This window comes from Streptomyces beijiangensis, assembly GCF_017315755.1.
Lineage (GTDB): Bacteria > Actinomycetota > Actinomycetes > Streptomycetales > Streptomycetaceae > Streptomyces > Streptomyces beijiangensis.
In genome coordinates this window covers 1-24,467 of sequence record NZ_JAFLRJ010000144.1, presented here as the reverse complement: position 1 = coordinate 24,467, position 24,467 = coordinate 1, and the positions used below count along the sequence as shown (strand labels likewise).

General features: G+C 68.9%; 26 protein-coding genes and 1 pseudogene. 20 read left to right on the top strand and 7 right to left on the bottom strand.

What is annotated here, in order from left to right; all coding sequences use genetic code 11:
- Nucleotides 1-1,059, bottom strand: a protein-coding gene (locus tag J0695_RS15790) for an IS3 family transposase (RefSeq protein ID WP_307798645.1) whose coding sequence is annotated in 2 segments (ribosomal slippage) — nucleotides 1-772 and nucleotides 775-1,059 — 1,057 coding nt annotated over the 2 segments. Because the reading frame shifts where the segments join, the coding sequence is not laid out codon by codon here. This gene is flagged as partial in the annotation.
- Nucleotides 1,060-1,284: 225 nt separating this feature from the next.
- Here J0695_RS15790 and J0695_RS15780 point away from each other — a divergent pair.
- Nucleotides 1,285-1,707 carry a hypothetical protein gene (locus J0695_RS15780; protein WP_206962675.1) on the top strand — a complete coding sequence of 141 codons (423 nt, stop codon included), beginning with the start codon at nucleotides 1,285-1,287 and terminating at the stop codon, nucleotides 1,705-1,707.
- Between the two features lie 810 nt (nucleotides 1,708-2,517).
- Here the strand turns inward: J0695_RS15780 and J0695_RS15775 are convergent.
- On the bottom strand, nucleotides 2,518-3,039 hold the full coding sequence (locus tag J0695_RS15775; RefSeq protein WP_206962674.1) for an endonuclease domain-containing protein: 522 nt from the start codon (nucleotides 3,037-3,039) through the stop codon (nucleotides 2,518-2,520).
- A 404-nt stretch (nucleotides 3,040-3,443) separates the two neighbouring features.
- Between J0695_RS15775 and J0695_RS15770 the strand changes: the two genes are divergently transcribed.
- The 10 genes from J0695_RS15770 to J0695_RS15725 all read left to right on the top strand — a co-directional run bounded on the left by J0695_RS15770 (nucleotide 3,444) and on the right by J0695_RS15725 (nucleotide 11,220).
- Nucleotides 3,444-3,833 (top strand): hypothetical protein, encoded by a 390-nt coding sequence (locus tag J0695_RS15770; RefSeq protein WP_206962673.1) that lies wholly within the window; start codon nucleotides 3,444-3,446, stop codon nucleotides 3,831-3,833.
- A gap of 335 nt (nucleotides 3,834-4,168) precedes the next feature.
- Nucleotides 4,169-4,615 (top strand): tyrosine-type recombinase/integrase, encoded by a 447-nt coding sequence (locus J0695_RS15765; protein ID WP_307798644.1) that lies wholly within the window; start codon nucleotides 4,169-4,171, stop codon nucleotides 4,613-4,615.
- 1 nt (nucleotide 4,616) lies between these two features.
- Nucleotides 4,617-5,921, top strand: a complete 1,305-nt coding sequence (pcaDC, locus tag J0695_RS15760; protein WP_206962671.1) for a bifunctional 3-oxoadipate enol-lactonase/4-carboxymuconolactone decarboxylase PcaDC — start codon at nucleotides 4,617-4,619, stop codon at nucleotides 5,919-5,921.
- A 19-nt stretch (nucleotides 5,922-5,940) separates the two neighbouring features.
- Nucleotides 5,941-6,573, top strand: coding sequence for an MBL fold metallo-hydrolase (locus tag J0695_RS15755; RefSeq protein ID WP_206962679.1), 633 nt, complete (start codon nucleotides 5,941-5,943; stop codon nucleotides 6,571-6,573).
- Between the two features lie 52 nt (nucleotides 6,574-6,625).
- The gene (locus J0695_RS15750) at nucleotides 6,626-7,405 is read left to right on the top strand and encodes an exodeoxyribonuclease III (RefSeq protein ID WP_206962670.1); all 780 of its coding nucleotides are present in this window, start codon (nucleotides 6,626-6,628) and stop codon (nucleotides 7,403-7,405) included.
- A 54-nt stretch (nucleotides 7,406-7,459) separates the two neighbouring features.
- Entirely contained in the window at nucleotides 7,460-7,909 is a 450-nt protein-coding gene (locus J0695_RS15745) for a DUF6278 family protein (protein ID WP_206962669.1), read from the top strand.
- 124 nt (nucleotides 7,910-8,033) lie between these two features.
- Nucleotides 8,034-8,777, top strand: coding sequence for an amino acid ABC transporter ATP-binding protein (locus J0695_RS15740; RefSeq protein ID WP_206962668.1), 744 nt, complete (start codon nucleotides 8,034-8,036; stop codon nucleotides 8,775-8,777).
- 17 nt (nucleotides 8,778-8,794) lie between these two features.
- Nucleotides 8,795-9,712 (top strand): glutamate ABC transporter substrate-binding protein, encoded by a 918-nt coding sequence (locus J0695_RS15735; protein ID WP_206962678.1) that lies wholly within the window; start codon nucleotides 8,795-8,797, stop codon nucleotides 9,710-9,712.
- Between the two features lie 6 nt (nucleotides 9,713-9,718).
- Nucleotides 9,719-10,363, top strand: coding sequence for an amino acid ABC transporter permease (locus J0695_RS15730; protein WP_206962667.1), 645 nt, complete (start codon nucleotides 9,719-9,721; stop codon nucleotides 10,361-10,363).
- The gene (locus tag J0695_RS15725; RefSeq protein ID WP_206962666.1) at nucleotides 10,360-11,220 is read left to right on the top strand and encodes an amino acid ABC transporter permease; all 861 of its coding nucleotides are present in this window, start codon (nucleotides 10,360-10,362) and stop codon (nucleotides 11,218-11,220) included. The genes J0695_RS15730 and J0695_RS15725 overlap by 4 nt, the downstream gene beginning before the upstream one ends.
- A 36-nt stretch (nucleotides 11,221-11,256) precedes the next feature.
- Here the strand turns inward: J0695_RS15725 and J0695_RS15720 are convergent.
- Both J0695_RS15720 and J0695_RS15715 read right to left on the bottom strand, forming a co-directional pair.
- Nucleotides 11,257-11,480 (bottom strand): annotated as a pseudogene (locus J0695_RS15720) (acyl esterase); the annotation flags it as partial.
- 43 nt (nucleotides 11,481-11,523) lie between these two features.
- Nucleotides 11,524-12,681 (bottom strand): L,D-transpeptidase, encoded by a 1,158-nt coding sequence (locus J0695_RS15715; RefSeq protein WP_242552713.1) that lies wholly within the window; start codon nucleotides 12,679-12,681, stop codon nucleotides 11,524-11,526.
- A gap of 191 nt (nucleotides 12,682-12,872) precedes the next feature.
- On the opposite strand from J0695_RS15715, the gene J0695_RS15710 reads away from it, so the two are divergent.
- A complete protein-coding gene (locus J0695_RS15710; RefSeq protein WP_206962665.1) occupies nucleotides 12,873-13,526 on the top strand; it encodes a hypothetical protein in 654 nt (217 codons plus the stop codon).
- Here the strand turns inward: J0695_RS15710 and J0695_RS15705 are convergent.
- The gene (locus tag J0695_RS15705) at nucleotides 13,465-14,208 is read right to left on the bottom strand and encodes a hypothetical protein (protein WP_206962664.1); all 744 of its coding nucleotides are present in this window, start codon (nucleotides 14,206-14,208) and stop codon (nucleotides 13,465-13,467) included. The genes J0695_RS15710 and J0695_RS15705 overlap by 62 nt on opposite strands.
- Before the next feature lie 90 nt (nucleotides 14,209-14,298).
- Between J0695_RS15705 and ggt the strand changes: the two genes are divergently transcribed.
- Nucleotides 14,299-16,098 (top strand): gamma-glutamyltransferase, encoded by a 1,800-nt coding sequence (ggt, locus tag J0695_RS15700; RefSeq protein WP_206962663.1) that lies wholly within the window; start codon nucleotides 14,299-14,301, stop codon nucleotides 16,096-16,098.
- On the opposite strand, the gene map is transcribed toward ggt, so the two are convergent.
- Complete coding sequence (gene map / locus J0695_RS15695; protein ID WP_206962662.1) at nucleotides 16,085-16,852, bottom strand: type I methionyl aminopeptidase; 768 nt, start codon at nucleotides 16,850-16,852, stop codon at nucleotides 16,085-16,087. The two genes, ggt and map, sit on opposite strands and share 14 nt — an antisense overlap.
- A gap of 41 nt (nucleotides 16,853-16,893) precedes the next feature.
- On the opposite strand from map, the gene J0695_RS15690 reads away from it, so the two are divergent.
- Nucleotides 16,894-17,145: a helix-turn-helix domain-containing protein gene (locus tag J0695_RS15690; protein WP_206962661.1), complete on the top strand. Its 252-nt coding sequence runs from the start codon at nucleotides 16,894-16,896 to the stop codon at nucleotides 17,143-17,145.
- A 50-nt stretch (nucleotides 17,146-17,195) separates the two neighbouring features.
- Here the strand turns inward: J0695_RS15690 and J0695_RS15685 are convergent, their stop codons facing one another.
- The gene (locus J0695_RS15685; RefSeq protein ID WP_206962660.1) at nucleotides 17,196-17,837 is read right to left on the bottom strand and encodes an NAD(P)-dependent oxidoreductase; all 642 of its coding nucleotides are present in this window, start codon (nucleotides 17,835-17,837) and stop codon (nucleotides 17,196-17,198) included.
- A gap of 118 nt (nucleotides 17,838-17,955) precedes the next feature.
- On the opposite strand from J0695_RS15685, the gene J0695_RS15680 reads away from it, so the two are divergent.
- The 6 genes from J0695_RS15680 to J0695_RS15655 all read left to right on the top strand — a co-directional run bounded on the left by J0695_RS15680 (nucleotide 17,956) and on the right by J0695_RS15655 (nucleotide 24,390).
- On the top strand, nucleotides 17,956-18,321 hold the full coding sequence (locus tag J0695_RS15680) for a winged helix-turn-helix transcriptional regulator (RefSeq protein ID WP_206962659.1): 366 nt from the start codon (nucleotides 17,956-17,958) through the stop codon (nucleotides 18,319-18,321).
- Nucleotides 18,322-18,368: 47 nt separating this feature from the next.
- The gene (locus J0695_RS15675; protein WP_206962658.1) at nucleotides 18,369-19,673 is read left to right on the top strand and encodes a hypothetical protein; all 1,305 of its coding nucleotides are present in this window, start codon (nucleotides 18,369-18,371) and stop codon (nucleotides 19,671-19,673) included.
- A gap of 143 nt (nucleotides 19,674-19,816) precedes the next feature.
- Complete coding sequence (locus J0695_RS15670) at nucleotides 19,817-20,659, top strand: nitrilase-related carbon-nitrogen hydrolase (protein WP_206962657.1); 843 nt, start codon at nucleotides 19,817-19,819, stop codon at nucleotides 20,657-20,659.
- Nucleotides 20,656-21,942 (top strand): aspartate aminotransferase family protein, encoded by a 1,287-nt coding sequence (locus tag J0695_RS15665; protein ID WP_206962656.1) that lies wholly within the window; start codon nucleotides 20,656-20,658, stop codon nucleotides 21,940-21,942. Before J0695_RS15670 ends, J0695_RS15665 begins: the two co-directional genes overlap by 4 nt.
- A 19-nt stretch (nucleotides 21,943-21,961) precedes the next feature.
- Nucleotides 21,962-23,362, top strand: coding sequence for a dihydropyrimidinase (hydA, locus tag J0695_RS15660; RefSeq protein ID WP_206962655.1), 1,401 nt, complete (start codon nucleotides 21,962-21,964; stop codon nucleotides 23,360-23,362).
- A gap of 11 nt (nucleotides 23,363-23,373) precedes the next feature.
- Nucleotides 23,374-24,390 (top strand): TIGR03842 family LLM class F420-dependent oxidoreductase, encoded by a 1,017-nt coding sequence (locus J0695_RS15655; RefSeq protein ID WP_206962654.1) that lies wholly within the window; start codon nucleotides 23,374-23,376, stop codon nucleotides 24,388-24,390.
- Nucleotides 24,391-24,467 lie beyond the last annotated feature (77 nt).

Here is a 24,467-nt window from a genome sequence, read left to right as displayed (position 1 = left end):
TCCAGGTCACGATCGCGATCCGCAGTTCCTCGCGGGTGGCCCACTGCCGGCGGTCGAGGACGTTCTTCTGCAGCAGGCTGAAGAACGACTCCATGGCCGCGTTGTCGCCCGCCGCCCCGACCCTCCCTATCGAACCGGCCAGCTGATGGCCGGCGAGGGCCCGGACGAATTTCCTTGACCGGAATTGCGATCCGCGATCGCTGTGGACAATGCACCCGGCGATGTTGTCGCGGCGGGCAACGGCGTTGTCCAAGGCTGCGACGGCCAGTTGGGACTTCATCCGGTCGTCGATGGAGTAGCCCACGATCCTCTTGCTGAAGGCATCCTTGATCGCGCAGAGGTACAACTTCCCTTCCCTGGTGGGATGTTCGGTGATGTCGGTGAGCCACAGCCGGTTCGGGCCGTCCCTCGTGAAATCACGGCGAACGAGGTCGTCATGGACCGGCGGCCCCGCCCTCTTGGTCCGCCCGCGCTTCTTCCCGAACACGCTCCACCAGCGGTTGTCCCGGCAGATTCGCCACGCGGTCCGGTCGGACATGCCAGATCCCACGCTGCGGGCTTCGTCGGCCAGGAAGCGGTAGCCGAACTCCGGGTCCTCGCGGTGAGCGTCGAACAACGCGTTCGCGCGAGCAGCCTGCTCGAACTCGGCACCGGTCACCGGTCGCTCCAGCCAGCGGTAGTAGGGCTGCCTGGCGAGCTTCAGAACCCGGCACGTCACCGCGACGGGCACCCCGTCCACAGCGAGCTCCTTCACGAGCGGGTAGATCCTTTTCCCGGCAGATTCGCCTGGGACAGATAGGCCGCGGCCCGGCGCAGGACCTCGTTCTCCTGCTCCAGCAGCTTGATCCGCCGACGCGCTTCCCGTAGTTCCGCGCTCTCCTGGCTGGACGTTCCGGGCTTTGTCCCGTCGTCGATGTCCGCGCGGCGCATCCACTTCCACAACGTCATCGCGTGGACGCCGAAGTCGGCGGCCACCTGCTCTACCGTCACGCCCGGACCGCGGTTTCTCGCGACGCGCACGACATCCTCGCGGAACTCCTGGGGATAAGGCTTGGGCACAGCGACATCCTTCCCACCTGACCTACAGGGCAAGCCAGTTCAGATGTCACCCGATCGTGCGGCAGACCCGTTGCGTCCACGTCGTGGTGGCGACCGCCAGGCTTCGGCGTCGAAGGGGCGCTGTGCACGGCGAACCGCCAGCACATCGACGTGGTGAAGTCCACGGCTGAACGGCCGAGTTGCCAGTGAACCGGGGAGACGAGAAAAGTGAGCAGGAGTAAACCCGTGCTGAGCGTGCTGAGCGTGCTGAGCGTGCTGAGCGTGCTGAGCGTGCTGAGCGTGCTGAGCGTGCTGAGCGTGCCGAGCGTGCCGAGCGTGCTGACGGCTTGGAGTGAGCCCCCGAGCTTCCCGTGCCACGGCAGCGCGACACCCGCCACCGGCAGCAGGAGCTGGGCCCGGGTCGCGGTCACGGCCTCGGGTTGCCGGGGGATGGCGAGGGTCCGCAGGGTGGAACAGGACGGGCAGATCGGCGTTCCGGAAGGCAAAGCCCTGTACTGGCCGGGAAACGCCGCCACGTGTACCCCGTCTGCGATTTTAGCCTTCACTCTTTCGATAGAACGTGCCACGCCGAATTACCGGTGCACACCCCGTGCAACGCTCGTGTTTCACGCGCTCGCGTTCAGTTGCCATCAGTATGCAGGGGGGTAAAGTCGACCGGCAGCAGATGCATTAATCGCACGTTGCGTAGAGTCTGAAGCTCCAACTGCCGAGGAGAGCCCGGACGTTCGACCCAGTTGGCCTGCAAAACCTAGGATCGAACGTCCAAGCTCCCCACGCGGTGATCCGCATTCCCGTTGTGCACAAGAGAGGGACACCTGCCGTGAAGAATAGTCCGAGTTGGCTCCGAAGGCTTCATCGACAGTCGTGGCAGTTGACCGATTCCCTGCGGCGCCGTCGCGGGATAGTGCTTGACCAGGTACTCCGGGGAGCGGCGTACGGGGCCGGAACGTCGGTGGTGAGCGTCATCATCGTGTGGTGGGACAGCCGCCACTGAGCTGTTCCGGTACTGACCGAACCGCGCGGCAGGAGGGTGGCTGCGGCCCAGCGAAGACATGCGGCACGTGCACCCGAGGGCTGTTGTGTCAGGGATGAACCTGTGGTCTTGGATCTTTCAGGGTCGATCCGGTCCGTCTCCATGACACGGCGGATTACTTGGAGAGGGATCTGAACAAATAACAGCATCTCCGGTTAGGGGAGCAGCGCTCTTCACGTGCTGCTCCCCTTTCTCGTTACCCTTCACCGCGGATGCTCTGCACTGCCAACGTGACCACGCCCGATTCCTCGTCGAGGAGGCGTGCGCAGGCCGCCTTCATGGTGACGCTGACGGGGCGAGTGGCGACGCCTATCGCCTTGGCCGCGTTGAGGCTGAACGTCCGCTTCCAGGTTGAGGACTTGGCGTCGAGCTTTGCAGTCTGCGGCTGTCCTCGCCATCGCCAATTACAAGAAGGACTGGGGGCTCTAGCCCTGCCTCTTCCAGGTGAGGGTTCGCCACGTGAAGGCCGTGTACCTGACGCGCGCCCATCCGTTGTCGTCGGGATGGAGCTTGCGGGCCTCGGTGCTTTGTGCCGGCGGGTTCGCGAGGTAGTCATCGACGTTCTGCACGCGCCATCCATCCAGGCGACCGCGCCGCAACTGGTCCTCGTAGTGGCCAAGCCTCACGTTGCAGGGCAGGCATAGCAGTCCGCGAACACACTTCGGACAGCCGGTGCAGCACGCGTGGTCGTGATCGATCTGCCACCAGATCGGGCCGCTGGCCGCTCCGTCTCCCGGACTGTCGCCGCATATCGCGCAGTAGTCGTCCTGGATGCGCAGGATCGCATTGACGCGCGCCAAGGAGAGCCGGAACCGCCGGGCCTGGGCCACGGCTGGGCCGCACTCCAGGCACAAAGTCTTGCTGTACCGCTCGCCCTTATAGACGAACTCGTCGCATATCCGGCAGTCGCCTGGCTCACCGGCGTCCTCGAAGCATGTGCTCGTCACCGGGCCGACGTTAGCTCTCGGCACTGACAGCAACACCGCACAGCCCTGGGGGAGGTGAGTCCCATCCCAGCCCTCACAGCAGAAGAGATCGACGCACTCGTTCCGATCTTCCTCGGCCCCACGTCGGGAATCTTCCGATCCTCGACAACGAATCCCTCGTCGTCACCGGGTCGACCCTGCGCCCGCGGGGATCACCCTGAGCCTGCGGCAGACCCCGTTTCTGAGCGCTACCACCACGGGTTGCGCCACGTCCAGGCCAGCTCACCACCTAGCCCCACCGCCCGGTGTGCCAGCGTCTCCACCTGGACAGTGGTCGTAGCGGGCCCGGCTCCCGCCTCGGATACCGTATTCCTCTACGGGGTGCCATGACGGATGTGACGCCCCCCACCGGAGGTAGTCAGCGTATGAGTTCAAAGCGCAGCAAGAATCCAGCCCTGCCCGTACTTGACGACGCATTTCGACTCGCGTCGGTCGAGGACGCCGAAGAGTCCACCCGTGACTTGGCCGCGCGGCTGGCCACCACCGAGCTGCGCCGTGCTTCCCACCCGGGCCGGATCACCTGGGAGCCCACCGATCAGGCCGAGCCCGTACCGGTCCCGCCGACTGTGGTCGACGGTGATGGGGACCTGTGGCTGCGGGACCGGGGCACTGGCACCTGGACCATGCCCGAGTTCGACCCGAAGGAGTTCCCGGCCCGCTGTGGCGAGGTCCTGACGTGGAACCAGCTTGCCCGCGAGTTCGGCCCGCTGACCGCACTGGCCGACGACCGCCGCATCGGCGGCGGCCGGCGCTGACCCTGCGCGGAGAGCACGCGGTGGTAGAGAGCTGCACGGGGTTCTGCTTCGGCTCACATCCGCCTGCGCGGAGAGCACGGCCACGATGGCGTACTCCAAGACAGCGGCGACGGCTCACCTCCGCCTGCGCGGAAACCACCTGCCGTCGACGCACCCGTCATGGTTCTTGTCCGGCTCACCTCCGCTGCGCGGAGACCACGCCATACGACGACGCTTGGACCTGCTTTACCGGCGGCTCACCTCCGCCCGAGCGGGGGTGAATCCACGATGAGTATGGCTGGTTCATGAGGGAGGGGCTGGGCTGGCAGACCGCCGATGGGTGCGGCTCTGTCGGAGTGACCAAAGTGATCGGACAAACCGGGTCGGTTTGCGGCAGTAGGTTGTGCCGATGGTCGAATCTCTGCCGCCCGGCGGCGCTGTGCCAGGCCACGCAGGTTGCCGAGAAGCTCGGTGCGGGGGAGAGGCATGAGGGCAGCGGGTACGTGCTCGTGGACGGGCTCGGCAGGGCACTCAACGGGCGTCAGTTGCGTGAGCGGGCGTACCCGGTCATGGCCGAGCATTCGTTGCGCCGGGTGCGTTTGTACGACGCCCGCGCGAGCTGCTTCACGTACCTGGCGAACAAGGGCGTGCCGGACCATCTTCTTGCCCGCTGGGCCGGGCACACCGACGTCCGCACGACCAAGCAGTGGTACGTGAAGCCGGATGTGGAGGATCTACGGCCGACCGCGGATATATGGGGAGAGCTGGCGATTGCTCCGGCCCCGCTCACGGAGCGAATGTGAGATGTGGGAGCGTGAGCGGGTGAGTACGAAGAACGTTGAAACCCTGCAATACCGCTTTGACGGGCCAGAAGACGCCCCGGTCCTCGTCATGGGCCCCTCCCTCGGAACTACATGGCACATGTGGGACCGGCAGACCCCCGAACTGTCCAGCGAGTGGCGGGTGCTCAGATTCGACCTGCCCGGCCACGGCGGGGCGCCCGCTCATCCCGTCACCTCGGTCGGTGACATTGCCGACCGGCTGCTCGCCACCCTCGATGAGCTGGGCGTCCAGCGCTTCGGGTACGCGGGCTGCTCCATCGGCGGCGCGATCGGCATGGAACTGGCCCTGCGCCATCCCGAGCGGGTCGCCACACTCGCGCTGGTCGCCGCCTCGTCCCGGTTCGGCACGGCCGACGAATTCCGGCAGCGCGGGGTGATCGTCCGTACGAACGGTCTCGACCCGATGGCACGCAGTGCACCCGAGCGCTGGTTCACGCACGGGTTCGCGACCGCACAGCCCGCCATCGTCGAATGGGCCGTGCAGATGGTCCGTACCACCGACCCCGGCTGCTACATCGCCGCCTGCGAGGCGCTCGCCGCCTTCGATGTACGCACCGAGCTGGGGCGCATCGGCGTCCCCACCCTGGTCGTGGTCGGGGCCGAGGACCAGGTCACCGGGCCCGGCGCCGCCCGCACGCTGGTCGCGGGGATACCCGACGCCCGGCTCGCGATGGTGCCAGGCGCCTCGCATCTGGCGCCGGTCGAGCAGCCCGCGGCCGTCACGGACCTGCTGGTCCACCACTTCACGACCTCCTGGCAGGACGCCGCTGCCACCTCCGTATCGATCCCCCTGCAGACCCCGGCCCCGGTGCTCTCCGCCCCCGTGAAGCCCGTCGCGGAGATCGCGCCCGCGCCGGCGGACGTCGCGTCCGCATCCGCGGGGCGGCCGGATCCGTACGACGCGGGCATCAAGGTACGCCGAGAAGTGCTCGGCGACGCCCATGTGGACGAGGTCATGGCTGCCGCCGACGAGATGACCGAGGACTTCCAGCAGCTGCTCACCCGCTATGCCTGGGGCGAGATCTGGACGCGCGAGGGGCTGGACCGCCGGACCCGCAGCGTGGTGACGCTGACCGCGCTGGTCGCGGGCGGCCACCTCGATGAGCTGGCCTTTCATCTGAAGGCGGCCCTGCGCAACGGCCTCACCCCGGCCGAGATCAAGGAAGTGCTCCTGCAGACCGCGGTCTACTGTGGCGTGCCTGCGGCCAATGCGGCCTTCAAGGTGGCCCAGGCCGTGATCCAGCAGGAGACCACGCCCGATGCGTAGCAGGATGGAAGGCATGGGTATGAAGCTGACCAAGATGGGCCACGCCTGCATCCGCCTGGAGAAGGACGGGCGGACGCTCGTCGTCGACCCGGGCGCCTTCAGCGAGGAGGACGCGGCGCTCGGCGCCGACGCGGTCCTGATCACGCACGAGCACCCCGACCACTTCAGCGAGGACCGGTTGAGGGTCGCGTTGGAGGCGAATCCGGCCGCCGAGATCTGGACGCTGCGCGCGGTCGCCGACCAGCTCTCCGCGGCCTTCCCCGGACGGGTCCATACGGTCGGGCACGGCGACGCCTTCACCGCCGCCGGTTTCGACGTGCAGGCGCACGGCGAGTTGCACGCAGTGATCCACCCCGATCTGCCGCGGGTGGCCAACACCGGTTACCTGGTGGACGGTTCGCTCTTCCACCCGGGTGACGCCTTCACGGTCCCCGATGCCCCGGTGGAGACGCTGATGCTCCCCGTGCACGCCCCGTGGAACAAGGTCTCCGAGGTCATCGAGTACGTCCGCGAGGTCAAGCCGCAGCGTGCGATCGACATCCACGACGGCCTGCTCAAGGACGTGGCCCGGGGGATCTATGACCTGCACATCGGCAATCTCGGCGGCGCCGACCACTCCCGGCTGGCCCCGGGGGACACGACGCGGCTGTGACGGCAGGGACGTGCAGGAGGTGACTGTCGGACCCAGCCGTTAGGTTACGTACATGCGCATCGCCACCTGGAACGTCAACTCGATCACCGCCCGCCTCCCGAGGCTGCTGGCCTGGCTGGAGAGCACCGGCACGGACGTGCTGTGCATCCAGGAGACCAAGTGCTCCGCCGAGCAGTTCCCCCGCGACGAGCTGCGCGAGCTCGGTTACGAGTCCGCGGTCAACGCCACCGGCCGGTGGAACGGCGTGGCGCTGCTCTCCAAGGTCGGCCTGGAGGACGTGGTCAGCGGCCTGCCCGGCGGCCCGGACTTCGAGGGCGTACAGGAGCCGCGTGCGGTCTCGGCGACCTGCGGCCCGGTCCGGATCTGGTCGGTGTACGTACCGAACGGCCGCGAGGTGGACCACGAGCACTACGCCTACAAGCTGCGCTGGTTCGAAGCACTGAAGGGGGCGGTGGCCCAGGACGTGGCGGGCGGCAGGCCGTTTGCGGTGCTCGGGGACTTCAATGTGGCCCCGACCGACGAGGACGTCTGGGACCCCGCGGTCTTCGAGGGCGCCACCCATGTCACCCCCGCCGAGCGGGCCGCGCTCGCCACGCTCCGCGAGGCGGGTCTGTCTGACGTCATGCCGCGCCCGCTCAAGTACGACCGCCCGTACACCTTCTGGGACTACCGCGCGCTCGCGTTCCCCAAGAACAAGGGCATGCGCATCGACCTCGTCTACGGCAACGAGCCCTTCGCCAAGGCCGTCAAGGACAGCTATGTGGACCGCGAGGAGCGCAAGGGCAAGGGTGCGTCCGACCACGCACCCGTCGTTGTCGACCTTGAGATCTGACTGACACCGCGTGCCTGTGGTGCACCCGCCGCTCCGGGTGCAAGGCTGGGCGGTGTGAACATCCCCTTTCTGGACAACTGGCGACGGCGGCACGGTGAAGAGCACGCGGCGACTCTGCTCGCCGCGGTGGAGAGCGACCCGGAGGGCGTGGCCGAGCTGCTCTCCGAATGTGAGCTGCTGAGGGCCCGCGCGGGCCAGAGCGGGCTGCAACTCGACGACTCGCCGGAGTCGTTGGAGGCGCTCGACCAGCTGCCACCGCGCTGGCGTGGCTCCACCGCGGATCCCGAGGAGCTGCCCTGGCTGGGCAATGACGCGGGTCTTTACCTCGGGACCGTCATCGTCAAGACGGTCCCCGGGGCGGTCTGGGACGTCTGGCCCGAGGGACAGCCGGTGGTGCGGCTCGAGTCGGGGCGTGAGATCGACGTGGTGGAGGTGGGCGGCGACTGGGTGGCGACCGGCGCCCCGGAGCTCTCCCAGGTCTACGCGGAGGCCGCAGAGGCCTGACCGCTCCGACCCTTTGTGACAAATACGCCTTATGCCTGATTCGTGCGTGTCGAGTGTGAAGTCCCTTTTCGGGATGGATAGTTTGCGCTGACCTCGACACAGCGATGAGTGGGCAGGACAGCGTATGGCCGTCGATCCGTTGATCGAGCTGAGTGGCGTCAACAAGTACTACGGGGAGTTGCACGTCCTCCAGGACGTCGACCTCACCGTCGGACGCGGGGAGGTGGTCGTCGTCATCGGGCCGTCCGGCTCGGGGAAATCAACGCTCTGCCGGACGATGAACCGGCTCGAGACGATCGAGTCGGGCACGATCTCCATCGACGGACAGCCCCTGCCCGAGGAGGGCCGCGCGCTCGCCACGCTGCGTGCGGAGGTCGGGATGGTCTTCCAGTCCTTCAACCTCTTCGCCCACAAGACCGTCCTGGCGAACGTCTCCCTGGCCCAGACGAAGGTCCGCGGCCGCAAGAAGGACGAGGCCGACAAGCGCTCCCGCGAACTCCTGGAGCGCGTCGGGCTCGAGGACCAGGCCGACAAACTCCCCGCCCAGCTCTCCGGCGGCCAGCAGCAGCGCGTGGCGATCGCGCGGGCGCTGGCGATGGACCCCAAGGTCATGCTCTTCGACGAGCCCACCTCGGCGCTCGACCCCGAGATGATCAACGAAGTCCTCGAGGTGATGCAGCAGCTGGCCCGCGACGGCATGACCATGGTCGTCGTCACCCACGAGATGGGCTTCGCCCGCTCCGCGGCCAACCGTGTCGTCTTCATGGCCGACGGCCGCATCGTCGAGGACCGGACCCCCGAGGGCTTCTTCACCGCACCGGAGAGCGACCGGGCCAAGGACTTCCTCTCCAAGATCCTCAAACACTGACGGGGGTGACCAGGACGATGCGTACGACACGGACACGACTGTCAACAACCCTTGCGGTGCTGGGACTTGTGGTGCTCTCCGCCGCCTGCGGCAAGTCGGGCAGCCCGCCCGTCAAGGGCCCTCAGCCCGACCAGCTGCCCGTCTACACGGTCGCCAGGGGCTTCACCCTGCAGGACTCCGGGACCTGGAAGAAGGCCAGGAACCGCGGTCACGTCGTCGTGGGCGCCAAGGAGGACCAGCCGTACCTCGGCGAGAAGGACCCGGCCACCGGCGTCTACTCCGGCTTCGACATCGAGATCGCCAAGATGATGTCGGCCTCGCTCGGCTTCGACCCCGCCTCGGTCCAGTTCAAGACGATCGCCTCGGCGAACCGCGAGACCGCCCTGCAGAACGGCCAGATCGACTACTACGTCGGCACCTACACCATCAACGACAACCGCAAGAAGCAGGTCGGCTTCGCCGGCCCGTACTACATGGCCGGTCAGTCGCTGCTGGTGCGGACCGACGAGAAGGACATCAACGGGCCGCAGGACCTGGACGGCAAGCGGGTCTGCTCGGCGGCAGGTTCCAGCCCCGCCCAGCGCATCGAGAGCGACTACCCGCAGGCCGACCTGGTCACGTACGACACCTACTCGATCTGTGTCGACAACCTGCTGACCTTCCAGGTCGACGCGGTCACCACCGACGACACGATCCTGATGGGGTACGCGGCCAAGGTCCCCGACGAGCTCAAGGTCGTCGGCAAGCCCTTCTCGCAGGAGCCGTACGGCATCGGCGTCCCCCGCAGCGACAGTGCGCTGCGTTTCGCGCTCGACGACGCCATCGCTGCGCACGAGAAGAACGGCGACTGGAAGAAGGCGTACCAGGCGACGCTCGGCCTCTCCGGAGTCCCGGCCTCCACGCCACCCGCCATCGACCGCTACCCGGCGAGCTGAGGCCCCGTGAAAGTACTCACCGACAATTTCGCGCTCTACGGCAAGGGCTTCCTCGGCACCGTCGAACTCACGGTCTACGCCTCGGTCCTGGCCCTCGTCCTCGGCTTCCTGATGGCCTCGTTCCGCGTCGCGCCGGTCGGCTCCTTCCGGGTCTTCGGCACGGTCTGGGTGGCCGTCCTGCGCAACACACCGCTCACCCTGCTCTTCTTCGCCGTACTCCTCGGCCTGCCGCGGTTCGGGCTCGTCCTGCCCTTCGAGGTGTTCGCCGTCCTGGCCCTGGGCTGCTACACCTCCGCGTTCATCTGCGAGGCGCTGCGCTCCGGCATCAACACCGTGCCCAAGGGGCAGGGCGAGGCCGCCCGCAGCCTCGGGATGACGTTCAGTCAGACGCTCGGAACCGTCGTGCTGCCACAGGCGTTCCGCTCGGTCATCCCGCCGATCGGCTCGACGATCATCGCGCTCGCGAAGAACTCCGCCATCGCCGGCGCCTTCAGCGTCACCGAGCTCCTCGGCACCTACAAATCCCTCAACGAGCTGGGCTACAGCATCATCTGGACCTTCGTCTGGATCGCCGTCGGCTATCTGATCATCACCCTCACCATCAGTGCGCTCTTCCACGTGCTGGAGAAGCGCTGGGGAGTTGCCCGATGACCGCTGATTCCACCGCCCTCTACGACATCCCGGGACCCAGGACCCGCAAACGGCACATGCTCTACGGGGTCCTGTCGACGGTCCTCATCGCCGGACTCGTCGCCTGGGTGCTGTATCTCCTCTTCGACACCGATCAGTTCACCTCCGCGAAGTGGTCGCCCTTCGAGTACAAGGGCATCCAGGAGCTGCTGCTGCGCGGCCTCGGCAACACGCTCAAGGCCTTCGCGTACGCCGCCGTGCTCTCCCTCGCCCTCGGCGGGGTCCTCGCGATCGGGCGGCTCTCCGTCCACCGGCCGGTGCGGTGGGTGGCGACGCTCCTGGTGGAGTTCTTCCGCGCCATGCCCGTACTGGTGATGATCTTCTTCATCTTCGTGGCGCTCAAGGTGCAGCCGCTGCCCGCGCTGGTCACCGGACTCACCCTCTACAACGGCTCGGTGCTCGCCGAGATCTTCCGTACCGGCATCGGCAATGTGGAGCGCGGCCAGCGCGAGGCCGCGTACGCGCTGGGCATGCGCAAGACGCAGGTCATGACCTATGTCCTGGTGCCGCAGGCGGTCCGCGCGATGCTGCCGACGATCATCAGCCAGCTCGTGGTGACGCTCAAGGACACCTCGCTCGGCTATCTGATCACCTATGAAGAGTTTCTTCACGCGGGCAAGCTCATCGCATCCAATCTCGACTACGATCTGCCGTTCATCCCCGTGGTGATGGTGATCTCCCCGATCTACATCGGGATGTGCATGCTGCTCTCCTGGTTCGCCAACTGGACGGCCAGGAGACAGAAGCGCAACCCGAAGACCGAGGCCGTGGACGTGGGTCCGGCCGAACCAGGGACGCTGCTGCCGGGTGTGCAGTAGCTCGTAGGGCCATGCCCGCCCGGCAGCAGCCGGTGATCACTTCTTGCGCAGAGGGACCGACAGGCAGAACGGGTCGGTCGCCGGTGAGGAGAAGGTCAGCTGCGCGCCGGTCGGGTTGTGCTCGATGCGGAGCGGGTCGACGGTGTCGACGACCACGGCGAGATGCTGTGGAAGGTGTACGGCGCGTTGCTGACCGGCTCGCCGAGGCCGAGCGGGCCCACGTCGTGGAGACAGACGACGAGGGTGCCGCTCACCTTGGTGGAGGAAGTGGCGACTTGGTGTCGGCGGGCGGCCGGCGGCGGGTCAGTGCAGGGCGCTCTTCGCCTGCCAGTCCGCCCAGCTCAGATTCCATTCGCCGTAGCCGTTCTCGGGGGAGACCGTGCCCTTGGTGTCGGCTCCGGTGATCTCGAAGGGGTCGCCGACCTGGGCGAGCGCGTAGAGGCTGTCGGCGTCGGCGTCGCTCATGCCGATACAGCCCGAGCTGTGGTTCGTGTTCCCGAAGTAGGCGGCGTTCCAGGGGGCCGCGTGGGCGTACATCCCCGACCAGGTCAGGCGCATCGAGTCGTCGACCATCTTGTCGTACGTACTTCCGAGGCCGACCGTCTCCGAGCGCATATTGATCGTGCCCTCCTTCGACATCAGCACCGCGATGCCCTTCCAGGAGGCCTTCTCGCCGCCCGGGGCGCCGCCCGAGACGGGGATCTGCTTCACCCGGCGGCCGTCCTGGTAGACCGAGAGCTGCTTGGTGTCGAGGTTCACCTTCATCGACTGGCTCCTGCCGATGGTGAACTGCGTGGTGTAGTCGCGTACGAAGAAACCGCCCGCGGTGCCCGAGTCGGTGCCGTTCAGATCGGCCTTGAGGGTGACCTTGGTGCCGGGCTTCCAGTACTCCTTGGGGCGCCAGTCGGCGCGGTCCTTGCCGGAGTAGTCCCGCATCCAGCCCCAGGACCCCTGGGTGTGGTTCGAGGTGGTGACCTTCAGCTGCTTCTCCACCGCCGCCCTGTTCTTCACCGGGTGGTCGAAGACGATCGACAGCGGCTGGGCGACACCGACCGTGGTGTTCTTGCCGGGAGCAAGGATCAGCTTGTTGACCTTGCCGGGGGCGGCGGTGGCGAAGGAGGCCTTCGCGGTCCCGCCGTCCCGGGCGGTGGCCTGAACGGTGTAACCGGTGCCCGGCGCGGCATTGCGGGTGGACGTCCAGGACTTCCCGTCCGCGGAGAGTGTGCCTGCGAGGGCCCCGCCCTTGTCGCTCGCCACCGCGACCCGGCTGAGCGTGCCGTCGGTGGCCGTCACCTTCACCGGGGAGCCGGCCTTCGCCTGCTGTCCGGTCAGGTTGACCATGATCCGCGGGGCCGATGCCACGGACTGGCCGCCCGAGCCCGAGCCGCCGCCCGAGCAGGCGGTGAGGGCGGCGGCGAGCACCGCGGTACCGGCGACGGTGGCATTGCGTATGTGGCTCAAGACGGATCCTCCAGACGGGGTGGGTCCCCTGTGGAGAGTCCGTTCGGGGTGTCCCGGTTGCACGGTTTCCTACGGGAATTTCGGAAAGGTCCAAAGTCCTGGGCCGGGTGGGACGAAGGTCCTGACCACGTTGTTGACCAGAATTCAGCGAATCCCTGGCGCGAAAGCCCGAGACGTTCCAAGCTCTCGGTGTGACGAATTCAGCGGACGGAACGGCGCACACAGCGGACCCGGCGCACACCGCGCGCGCGGAGGACGGCATCACCCTGCGGCTGCGGGGGAAGCTGCAGTGGATACCGGTCGCGGCCGTAGTGGTGGTGATCGCCTGGGCGGCTGCCACCGGGTCGGTCTTCGACGGCCCCAATCAGGGGGCGGTGGCGGGCACCATGATGGTGATCGGCGGCGTGCTGCTCGCCGCGATCGCCGTCGCCTTCGCAGGGCACCTGGTGCGGCCGATGCGGGTGCGCGCGGGTGCGGAGGGCCTGATGGTACGGCTGCCGTCCTGGCCCGGATCGTCCATCCCGTGGGCCGGCCTCTCGGGCGTGAGCGCGGTCGCCGTCGCCGAGGGGGGCCGCACCCGGCAGTTCGTCGTCGTCGACTACGCCCCGGGCACGGCCGCACTGCCGCGGCTGAGCCGCGTGCGGGCGACGTACGGCAGGATCGCGCCCCAGCTCGGGCGCGACGAGGGCGCCCAGGGCCTGGTCTTCGAGGAGCAGATCTTCGACTTCGACCCCGCCGAACTGCTCGCCGCGGTCAGGGGGGCCGCACCCCAGGGCCTCCAGGTCAGCGATCTGCGCGATGAGACGTACGGGGAGCCGGCGCCGGAGTCTGGGCCGCACGCGTGACATCGGCGATCAGCTCCACCACATCGGGCCCGTAGGCCTGCGAGTTGACGACCTTCAGCAGCAGGCAGAAGGACTTGTCGCCGTACTTGCGCGCCAGCTTCTCGTGGTGACGGGCCAGATAGCGGGACGCCGCCTGGTTGGTGATCGCCTGCTGACCGCAGAAGAGGAAGACCGGACGCGCCTCCGGACCCGTGGTGAGGCGGGCGATCAGTACGTACGCGACCGTGCCGCTCTCCAGCCGGTAGCGCTCGCTGCCGACCTGGAAGGCGGCGCGGTCGGGGCCCGGATCCTTGTCCGTGTTGATCTGGACGCCGGGGAGCAGGCTCTGGAGATGGGCCGCCATCCGGCGGTTCGACCCCGGGCCGCCCACACAGAACTCCGTGCGTTCGCCGATGCCCTGCTGGGCGGTGTCGCCCTGGATGATCTGGGCGTGCGCCCCGCAGTCCTTGATGAGCGCGGAGAGTTCCAGGAGCGCGAAGACGTCGAAGCGGTGCACGGAGCCGTCGCCGCCGGGCTCGCGGTTGACGACCAGTACGCACTCGGAGTTTCCGGGCAGTCCGAAGAAAGCCTGCTTGCGGCGGAGTTTCCGGCGCCACAGGTACGTGCGGGCGAGCCAGCCGAGGGCGGCGCTGAGGCCGGCGGCTATGACGCCGAGCAGGATGTTTCGTACGTCGTCGTTCATGGTGCGGCATCGTACAGATCGGCGTGCTCATGACGAATGGTTGGTGCGAGGGCTACGCTGCGCGGACGCCCGTCGTATGGAGGTCTGTTGATGCGTCGCGTCACCGCACGGAAGCTCTCGCTGCTGGCTGTCACCGCCGCGGTGGTGTCGCTGGCAGCGGCGTCCCCACCCTCGTCGGCGTCAGGTCCACCGGTCAAGACGCCGGTCGCGGTGGGGTACGGGGGAGCGGTGTCCAGCGTGGACACCGATGCCTCGGCCGCCGGGATCGAGGTGCTGCGCAAGGGCGGCAACGCGGTGGACGCGGCGGTGGCCACGGCGGCCGCGCTCGGCGTCACCGAGCCGTACTCGGCAGGGGTGGGCGGAGGTGGCTACTTCGTCTACTACGACGCCAAGTCCCGTACGGTGCACACGATCGACGGCCGCGAGACGGCCCCGCGCTCCGCCACCACCTCGCTCTTCCTGGAGAACGGCAAGCCCCTCGCCTTCGCCGACGCGGTGACCAGCGGTCTGAGCGTCGGCACCCCGGGCACGCCCGCGACCTGGGACACGGCGCTCGACACCTGGGGCAGCAAGTCGCTCAAGTCGGTCCTGAAGCCGGCCGAGCGGATCGCCAGGGACGGATTCACCGTCGACAGCACCTTCCGGACGCAGACCGAGGGCAACCAGGCGCGGTTCGCGGACTTCCCCGCGACGGCGAAGCTCTTCCTGCCGGGCGGACAGCTCCCGGTGGTGGGCTCCACCTTCAAGAACCCCGATCTGGCGCGCACCTACGAAGAGTTGGGCCGCAAGGGCGTCGGCGCGATCTACCGCGGCGACCTCGGCGACGACATCGTCCGTACGGTACGGAAGCCACCCGTGGCGGCGGGCTCGACGCGCGTCGTGCGCCCCGGCGACCTGACCGAGAAGGACCTGCGGGCGTACGAGGCGAAGCTGCAGGCCCCGACGCAGGTGAACTACCGGGGGCTCGACGTGTACGGCATGGCGCCGTCCTCCTCCGGCGGGACCACCGTGGGCGAGGCCCTCAACATCCTTGAGCGGACGGACCTTTCGAAGGCGTCCCAGGTGCAGTACCTGCACCACTACATCGAGGCGAGCCGGATCGCCTTCGCCGACCGGGGACGCTGGGTCGGGGACCCGGTCTTCGAGTCCGTACCGACGAAGGGACTCCTTTCGCAGCGGTTCGCGGACTCGCGCGCCTGCCTCATCAAGGACGACGCGGTACTGAAGAGCCCCCTCGCCCCCGGCGATCCCTCGAACCCGGCGGCGTGCGCGACCGGCGGCACCGCCGCCCCGACGACGTACGAGGGCGAGAACACCACGCACCTCACCGTGGCCGACAAGTGGGGCAATGTCGTCGCGTACACACTGACCATCGAGCAGACCGGCGGCAGCGGCATCACGGTGCCCGGGCGCGGTTTCCTGCTCAACAATGAGCTGACGGACTTCTCCTTCGCGCCGGCCAGCCCGGCGGTCCACGACCCGAATCTGCCGGGTCCGGGGAAGCGCCCGCGCTCCTCGATCTCCCCGACGATCGTGCTGCGGCACGGGAAGCCGGTGCTCGCGGTCGGCTCCCCGGGCGGCGCGACGATCATCACGACGGTGCTGCAGACGCTCACCGGCCACCTGGACCGGGGGCTTCCGCTCGTCGACGCGATCGCGGCGCCCCGGGCCAGCCAGCGCAACGCGGCCAACACCGAGCTCGAACCCGCCCTGTACAACAGCCCGTTGAGGGCGCAGCTCGAAGCGCTCGGTCACACCTTCGTACTGAACCCGGAGATCGGCGCGGCCACCGGGGTGCAGCGGCTGCCGGACGGACGGTGGCTGGCGGCTGCCGAGACCGTGCGCAGGGGCGGCGGCTCGGCGATGGTGGTGTCGCCTACAGGGCGGTGAGGATGCGGGGGCCGTCCTCGGTGATCGCCACCGTGTGCTCCGCGTGGGCGGCCCTGCTGCCGTCGGAGGTACGCAGGGTCCAGCCGTCCTCGGCCTCGTACCAGGGGTCCTTGCCACCGCCGATCAGCATCGGCTCGATCGCGATGACCATGCCGGCGCGCAACGGCATGCCACGGCCCGGCCTTCCCTCGTTGGGGACGGCCGGGTCCTCGTGCATGGAGCGGCCCACGCCGTGACCGCCGAAGCCGGCCGGGATGCCGTACCCGGCGGTGCGGCAGACCCGCCCGATGGCGTGCGCGATGTCGCCGATGCGGTTGCCGACCACGGCCGCCGCGATGCCCGCGTCCAGGGCCGCGAACGCGGTGTCGATCAGCCGGGTGTCGTCCGGGCGGGCCCGGCCGACGGTGAAGCTGATCGCCGAGTCGCCCACCCAGCCGCCGAGGCTGGCTCCGAAGTCCGCGCTGAGCAGGTCGCCGTCGCGGAGCCGGTAGTCGGTCGGGATCCCGTGCACGATCGCGTCGTTGACCGAGGCGCAGAGGACGCCGGGGAAGGGGGTGGTGGCGAAGTCGGGGCGGTAGTTGAGGAAAGGGGATCCTGCGCCCGCATCGCGGAGCACGGCGTGGGCGACCTCGTCGAGCGCGCGGAGGGAGACGCCGACCGCGGCGGCTTCCCGTACGGCGGCGAGCCCCTGCGCGACAATGCGGCCTGCCTCGCGCATGGCATCGATATGGGTGGCTGTCTTCAGTTCGACCATGCCAATTACTATACCGGTCCGACAGGTATTAGAATAACGGCATGGTCCGAACCCCTCTCACCCCCGAAGAGCGCGAACGCGGCGCCCGCCTGGGGCAGCTGCTCCGCGACGCGCGCGGTGCGCGCTCCATGGTCGAGGTCGCGGCGAGCGCCGGAATCTCCGACGAAACGCTCCGCAAGATCGAGACCGGACGTGCCCCGACGCCCGCGTTCTTCACGGTCTCGGCCCTGGCCGGCGTGCTCGGCCTGTCGATGGACGAGATCGCGGGCCTCTGTACGCCGGTGCCCGTCTGACCCGTCTGACCCGTCTGACCCGTCTGACCTGTCTGGCTCCGTCTGACCGGTCAGTCCGCGACCGCCAGCTGGATGCGGTGGTGGCGCGGCTCGTCGATCTCGTCGAGCAGCGCGATCGCCAGATCCGGGTGCGCGATGTGGCCCGCCCCGTCCAGGACCGTGCCGTCGGCCGTGCGGTAGCGGCCGGTCCGCGGACCGGCCGGGTCGAGGTTCATGGGCGGGACCACCATCAGCCAGTCCAGGCCGGGGCCCGCCTCGGAGAGCGTCTCGAACTCGGCCACGTGCCCCTGCGAGAAGGTGCGGTACTCCTCGGGGAAGTCCGGGCTGTCCATGAGCCGTACGCCGGGCGAGGACTCCAGGGTGGTCGCGATGCCCAGGACGAGGAGACGGCGTACGCCCGCCTTGTCCAGGCCGTCGATCAGCGCCTCGGCGGCAGCGACGAAGTGGTCCCGGGACGGGATGTCCAGCCGCGCCGACGCGTTGATCGCGGCAGTGTGGCCCGCGGCGGCCGAGGCCACCGAAGCGGCGTCGGCCACGTCTCCCCGTACGACCGAGATGCCGGGACCCGCCAGATCCAGGTGCCTCCGCGGATCGCGGACCACCGCGGTGACCTGATGGCCACGGGTGACGGCTTCCGCGACGGCTGCCCGGCCGACGCGGCCGCCCGCCCCGAAGATGACGATGCTGCTCATGGGAACCCCCTGGTGTGAATGGCCCGGCTGATGTCATGGACCGTAGGACGGGGGGTGCCGGTATCTGCAAAGGTACCGGCGGCCCGGCTCCACGGCCCCGCTCCTCTAATCTGGGTGCATGACTGAGCCGCTGAGCGCCGACATGTTCCCCGACGCGGACTGTGCGGACCGGCCCATGCCCTTCAGGGTCGGGGGCAAGTGGACCGGATGGGTGCTGCGCTGTCTGGACGACGGACCGCACCGCTTCACCGAGCTGCGGGTGGCACTGCACTGGGTCACCCCGAAGGTGCTCACCGAGACTCTTCGGGCGATGGAGCGCGACGGGTTCCTGACCCGTACCGTCCATGACGAGAACCCGCCGCGCGTCGAGTACGGACTCACGGTGCTCGGCCGCTCCCTGATCGGCCCGCTGGACGGGGCCTGCGACTGGGCGCGCCGGCATGCGCCGGAGATCGCCGAGGCGCGCGGAGCGTACCGTTCCTGAAAAGGCCGCGTAGCGCGGACGTAACACAACTGCGCTCGAATACGGCCATGGCAGTGGGTCAACTCCCGGCTGAGGTCGGGACGTTCGCACGGTATCTGCGGGAACTCGCGGCGCGGCTCGATCGCGGCAGCGGCTGGTACGGGGTGTTCTGGCGACGGGACCCCGAGGGTATGCGGGCCTGTCTGGACGGCCGTGAGGTCCCGCCCTGGGACGTGGTCGAATCGCTGCTCCAGGACCTGGCAGGGATGCGTGCCCCCGGCTTCGTCGAGGGTGAGCCGGTGCGGGCCAGGTCGCTGCACACCGCATCGGCGGCGGCATACGACCGGCGGCCCGGCGGCCGCGACGCGGTGGCGGAGCGGCTGGAGCTGATGCTCGCCGAGCGGAGGTACGCGGCCGGGCGCGAGCAGGAGCTCGCACAGTGGCTGCGGTCGGCGGCCGACCGGGACGACGCGCAACGGCTCGGCGACGAGCTGGCCTGGGTGCGCGACGACGGCCGGCGGGCGGCGGAGCGCTGCACGGAGCTCCGTGCACGGCTGGCGGCGTACGACGGTTCCGCGGCGCGGGACGCCGAGGCCGAGCCCCAACTCGCCGTACCCGACGGGTGGTTCAGGCCCGTCGAGGCCGTGCCCGAGGTCAAGCGGCGCAGGCCCCGGGGGGCGCGGTTCGCCGGGATCGAGGACGACGGGGACGCCGTGGCCGCACCCGCCATGCCCGTGCCGTCCGCCGCTGCGGCCCCGATGCCGCGCGGGGCGAGGTTCGGGGGAGCGGCGCGGGTGGAGGAGCGCGGGACCGAGCCTGCGGCGGTGCATACGCAGGCGAGCGCCGCGGCGCGGCGGGCCGCCGTGGCGACCGTGGGCGCGCTGCTGCGGCTGAGGGCCGAGGGGCGCAGCGGTGAGGCGCACGGGGTGCTGTGCGAGGCCGCGGTCGGGGAGGCGGGTCACCTTCCCGTACTGGCCGACGAGCTGCACCGCGCCGGGCTCGCCGCGGACTGGGCGACCCTGCTGTGGGAGGTCGCGTCGCTGCCGCCGGAACAACTCGTCTCCGCCGCCGGTGCGCTGGCTGCCGCGGGGCGCGTCCAGGACTGCGGTCAGCTGCTGCGGCAGGGCGTGTCCAGGCCCGCCGAGGAGATCGCGGACGCCGTTCTCGCGCTCGGGGACGCGGGGCGCGAGCGCGAGGCCGAGGCGCTGCTCGACGCCTTCGTACGCGTCAGGACACCCGAGGAGGCGGCCCGTGTCGCGGAAGGGGACCCCATCGACCTTGTGCCGAAGCTGCTGGCCGCCGCGGCTGCGGTGTCGCCGGCCAAGGAGAGCGATGTCCTGCACGCCCTCAGGGTCGCCGGCTTCGCCAGCTGATCGAATCGATGCGAAACATGATCGACTCGGCCTGTTGACGGCGATGGTCTTGCCCTGCCCGGTTCGCGGGCTTACGTTCTCCTGCAACGCCCGGGGATCTACGGGCGTAGAAGGTCTCTGACGTCCTGTGTAAGGAGCAAGTCATGGCCAGCGTCGTACGGGCCGCACTCGTCCAGGCCACATGGACGGGTGACACGGAATCCATGATCGCCAAGCATGAGGAGCACGCCCGCGAGGCGGCCCGGCAGGGCGCGCAGATCATCGGCTTCCAGGAAGTATTCAACGCCCCCTACTTCTGCCAGGTGCAGGAGGCCGAGCACTACCGCTGGGCGGAGCCGGTCCCGGACGGGCCGACCGTCCGCCGGATGCAGGAGCTCGCCCGCGAGACCGGAATGGTGATCGTCGTCCCGGTCTTCGAGCTGGAGCAGTCCGGCTTCTACTACAACACGGCGGCCGTGATCGACGCCGACGGCAGCTACCTCGGCAAATACCGCAAGCACCACATCCCACAGGTCAAGGGCTTCTGGGAGAAGTACTACTTCAAGCCGGGCAACGCGGGCTGGCCCGTCTTCGACACCGCCGTCGGCAAGGTCGGCGTCTACATCTGCTATGACCGCCACTTCCCCGAGGGCTGGCGCCAACTCGGCCTGAACGGCGCCCAGATCGTCTACAACCCCTCCGCCACCTCGCGCGGCCTCTCCGCGTACCTCTGGCAGTTGGAGCAGCCCGCCGCAGCCGTCGCCAACGAGTACTACATCGCGGCGATCAACCGGGTCGGCCAGGAGGAGTACGGCGACAACGACTTCTACGGAACGAGCTACTTCGTCAACCCGCGCGGCCAGTTCGTCGGCGACGTCGCCTCCGACAAGGAGGAAGAACTTCTCGTCAGGGATCTCGACCTGGACCTCATCGAGGAAGTACGCCAGCAGTGGGCGTTCTACCGAGACCGCCGACCCGACGCGTACGAGGGGCTGGTGCAGCCGTGACCGATCAACTCCACAACCGGCACAAGGCAGTTCTGCCCGACTGGCTCGCGCTGTACTACGGCCGGCCCATCGAGATCACCCACGGCGAGGGCCGCCACGTCTGGGACGCCGAGGGACGCAAGTACCTCGACTTCTTCGGCGGCATCCTCACCACGATGACCGCCCACGCGCTGCCCGAGGTCACCAAGGCGGTGGCCGAGCAGGCGGGCCGGATCATCCACTCCTCGACCCTCTACCTCAACCGCCCGATGGTCGAACTCGCCGAGCGCATCGCCGCGTTGTCCGGCATCCCCGACGCCCGGGTCTTCTTCACCACCTCGGGTACGGAGGCGAACGACACCGCCCTCCTCCTGGCGACCGCGTACCGCGGCTCCAACCAGATCCTCGCGATGCGCAACAGCTACCACGGCCGCTCCTTCACGACCGTCGGCATCACCGGCAACAAGGGCTGGTCGCCGACGAGCCTCTCCCCGCTCCAGACGCTGTACGTCCACGGGGGCGTCCGGAGCCGGGGACCGTACGCGCACCTGGCCGACGCCGAGTTCATCGCGGCATGCGTCGCCGACCTGGAGGACCTCCTCGGCCACACCCGGGACGTCGCCGCCCTCATCGCGGAGCCGATCCAGGGTGTGGGTGGCTTCACCGCACCGCCCGACGGCCTCTACGCCGCCTTCCGCGAAGTCCTCGACCGGCACGGCATCCTCTGGGTCTCCGACGAGGTACAGACCGGGTGGGGCCGTACCGGCGACCACTTCTGGGGCTGGCAGGCGCATGCTTCGAGCGGCCCGCCCGACATGCTCACCTTCGCCAAGGGCATCGGCAACGGCATGTCGATCGGCGGTGTCGTCGCCCGCGCCGAGGTCATGAACTGCCTTGACGCCAACTCCATTTCGACCTTCGGCGGTTCACCGGTCACCATGTCCGCGGGCCTCGCCAACCTCACGTACCTCCTCGAACACGATCTCCAGGGCAATGCCCGCAGGGTCGGCGGACTGCTCACCGAGCGGCTGCGGGCGATCGCCGCCCAGTCGCCGTTCGTACGGGAAGTGCGCGGCCGCGGTCTGATGATCGGCATCGAGCTGGTGAAGCCGGGCACCGACGAGGCGAACCCCGCGGCGGCAGCGGCCGTACTGGAGGCCGCCCGCGAAGGCGGCCTGCTCATCGGCAAGGGAGGCGGCCACGACACCAGCGTGCTGCGGATCGCACCCCCGCTCACCCTGACTGTCGCCGAGGCCGAGGAAGGTGCCGCAGTGCTCGAAAACGCGCTGCGCACCGTCTGCTAGCAGGAGAGGGGAAACGACCATGAGCCGTACTGTCATCCGGGGCGGGCTCGTCATCACCGCCGCCGACGAGATCCACGCCGACGTCCTGATCGAGGACGGCACGATCGCCGCCCTCGCCGCGCGCGGTACCGGCGCTGCCGCGACCTGGACCGCGGACCGCACCATCGACGCGACCGGGAAGTACGTCATCCCGGGCGGCGTCGACGCGCACACCCATATGGAGATGCCGTTCGGGGGCACGTACGCCGCCGACACCTTCGAGACCGGCACGCGAGCCGCTGCCTGGGGCGGCACGACCACCATCGTCGACTTCGCGATCCAGTCCAAGGGCCGGTCCCTGCGCGAGGGGCTGGACGCCTGGCATGCGAAGGCGGCATCGAACTGCGCCGTCGACTACGGCTTCCACATGATCGTCTCCGACGTCACCGAGGACACCCTCAAGGAGATGGACCTTCTGGTGGACGAAGGGGTCACCTCCTTCAAGCAGTTCATGGCCTACCCCGGCGTCTTCTACAGCGACGACGGCCAGATCCTGCGCGCCATGCAGCGTGCCGCCGACAACGGCGGACTGATCATGATGCACGCCGAGAACGGCATCGCGATCGATGTCCTGGTCGAACAGGCCCTGGCCCGCGGCGAGACCGACCCGCGCTACCACGGCGAGGTCCGCAAGGCGCTCCTGGAGTCCGAGGCCACCCACCGCGCCATCAAACTGGCGCAGGTCGCGGGCGCACCGCTGTACGTCGTCCACGTATCGGCGCAGGAGGCGGTCGCCGAGATCTCGCGGGCCCGCGACGAAGGCCTCAATGTCTTCGGCGAGACCTGCCCCCAGTACCTCTTCCTCTCCACCGACAACCTCGCCGAGCCCGGCTTCGAGGGCGCGAAGTACGTCTGCAGTACGCCACTTCGCCCCAAGGACCACCAGGCAGCGCTCTGGCGCGGACTGCGCACCAACGACCTCCAAGTGATCTCCACCGACCACTGCCCCTTCTGCTTCAGCGGCCAGAAGGAGATGGGCCGCGGCGACTTCTCGAAGATCCCCAACGGGATGCCGGGCGTCGAGAACCGGATGGACCTGCTCCACCAGGGCGTCGTGGACGGTCATATCAGCCGCCGCCGCTGGATTGAGATCGCGTGCGCCACCCCGGCCAGGATGTTCGGTCTCTACCCGAAGAAGGGAACGATCACCCCGGGCGCGGACGCCGACATCGTCATCTACGACCCGGCGGCCGAGCAGGTGATCTCCGCCGAAACGCACCACATGAACGTCGACTACTCGGCGTACGAGGGCAAGCGCATCACCGGCCGCGTGGACACGGTCCTCTCCCGGGGCGAACCGGTCATCACCGACCGGGAGTTCACAGGCCGGGCAGGCCACGGGACGTACACCCCGCGCTCCACCTGTCAGTACCTCATCTAGGAGTGGTGCCCATGGACTTCGGACTCGTCCTGCAGACCGACCCGCCGGCCGCGAAGGTCGTCGAGCTGATGCAGCGCGCCGAGCGCAACGGCTTCAGCCACGGCTGGACCTTCGACTCGGCGGTGCTCTGGCAGGAGCCCTTCGTCATCTACAGCAGGATCCTCGCCACCACCGACCGTCTGATCGTCGGCCCGATGGTCACCAACCCGAGCACGCGCACCCCCGAAGTCACCGCCTCCACGTTCGCGACGCTCAACGAGATGTACGGCAACCGCACCATCTGCGGCATCGGCCGCGGCGACTCCGCCATGCGCGTGGCGGGCCGCACCCCCAACACCCTGGCCAGGATCAGCGACGCCATGCGCATCATCAGGGCACTGGGTGCGGGCGAGGAGGCGGACCTGGGCGGTACGACGGTCAAGTTCCCCTGGGCGCCTGAGGGTTCGCGCGTCCCCGTCTGGATGGCGGCGTACGGCCCCAAGGCGCTGAAGATGACGGGGGAGGAGGCCGACGGCTTCATCCTGCAGCTGGCGGATCCGTATCTGACCGAGCGGATGGTCAAGGCGGTACGGGACGCGGCATCAGCGGCCGGCCGTAACCCCTCCGACGTGAAGATCTGCGTGGCGGCCCCCGCGTACGTCACCGAGGACGACTCGCCCGAGGCGCTCGCGCACGCCCGCGACCAGTGCCGCTGGTTCGGCGGGATGGTCGGCAATCACGTCGCCGACCTGGTCACCAAGTACGGCACGCACTCCGCCCTCGTCCCCGAGGAACTCACCGACTACATCAAGGCACGCGAGGGGTACGACTACTCCCACCACGGCCGGACCGGCAATCCGGACACAGCTTTCGTCCCCGACGAGATCGTCGACCGCTTCTGCGTGATCGGCACCGCCGAGGCGCACATCGAGAAGCTGAAGGCCCTGCGCGACCTGGGCGTCGACCAGTTCGCCCTGTACGACATGCAGGACGAGAAGGAGTCGGTCATCGACACCTACGGCGCCCGGATCATCCCCGCGCTCGCCTGAGACCCCAACTCCCGCACCCGCACCCGCACCCGCGATTGTCCCCTCCCCGCCGTCCCGGGGAGGGGGCTTCTTCCTCC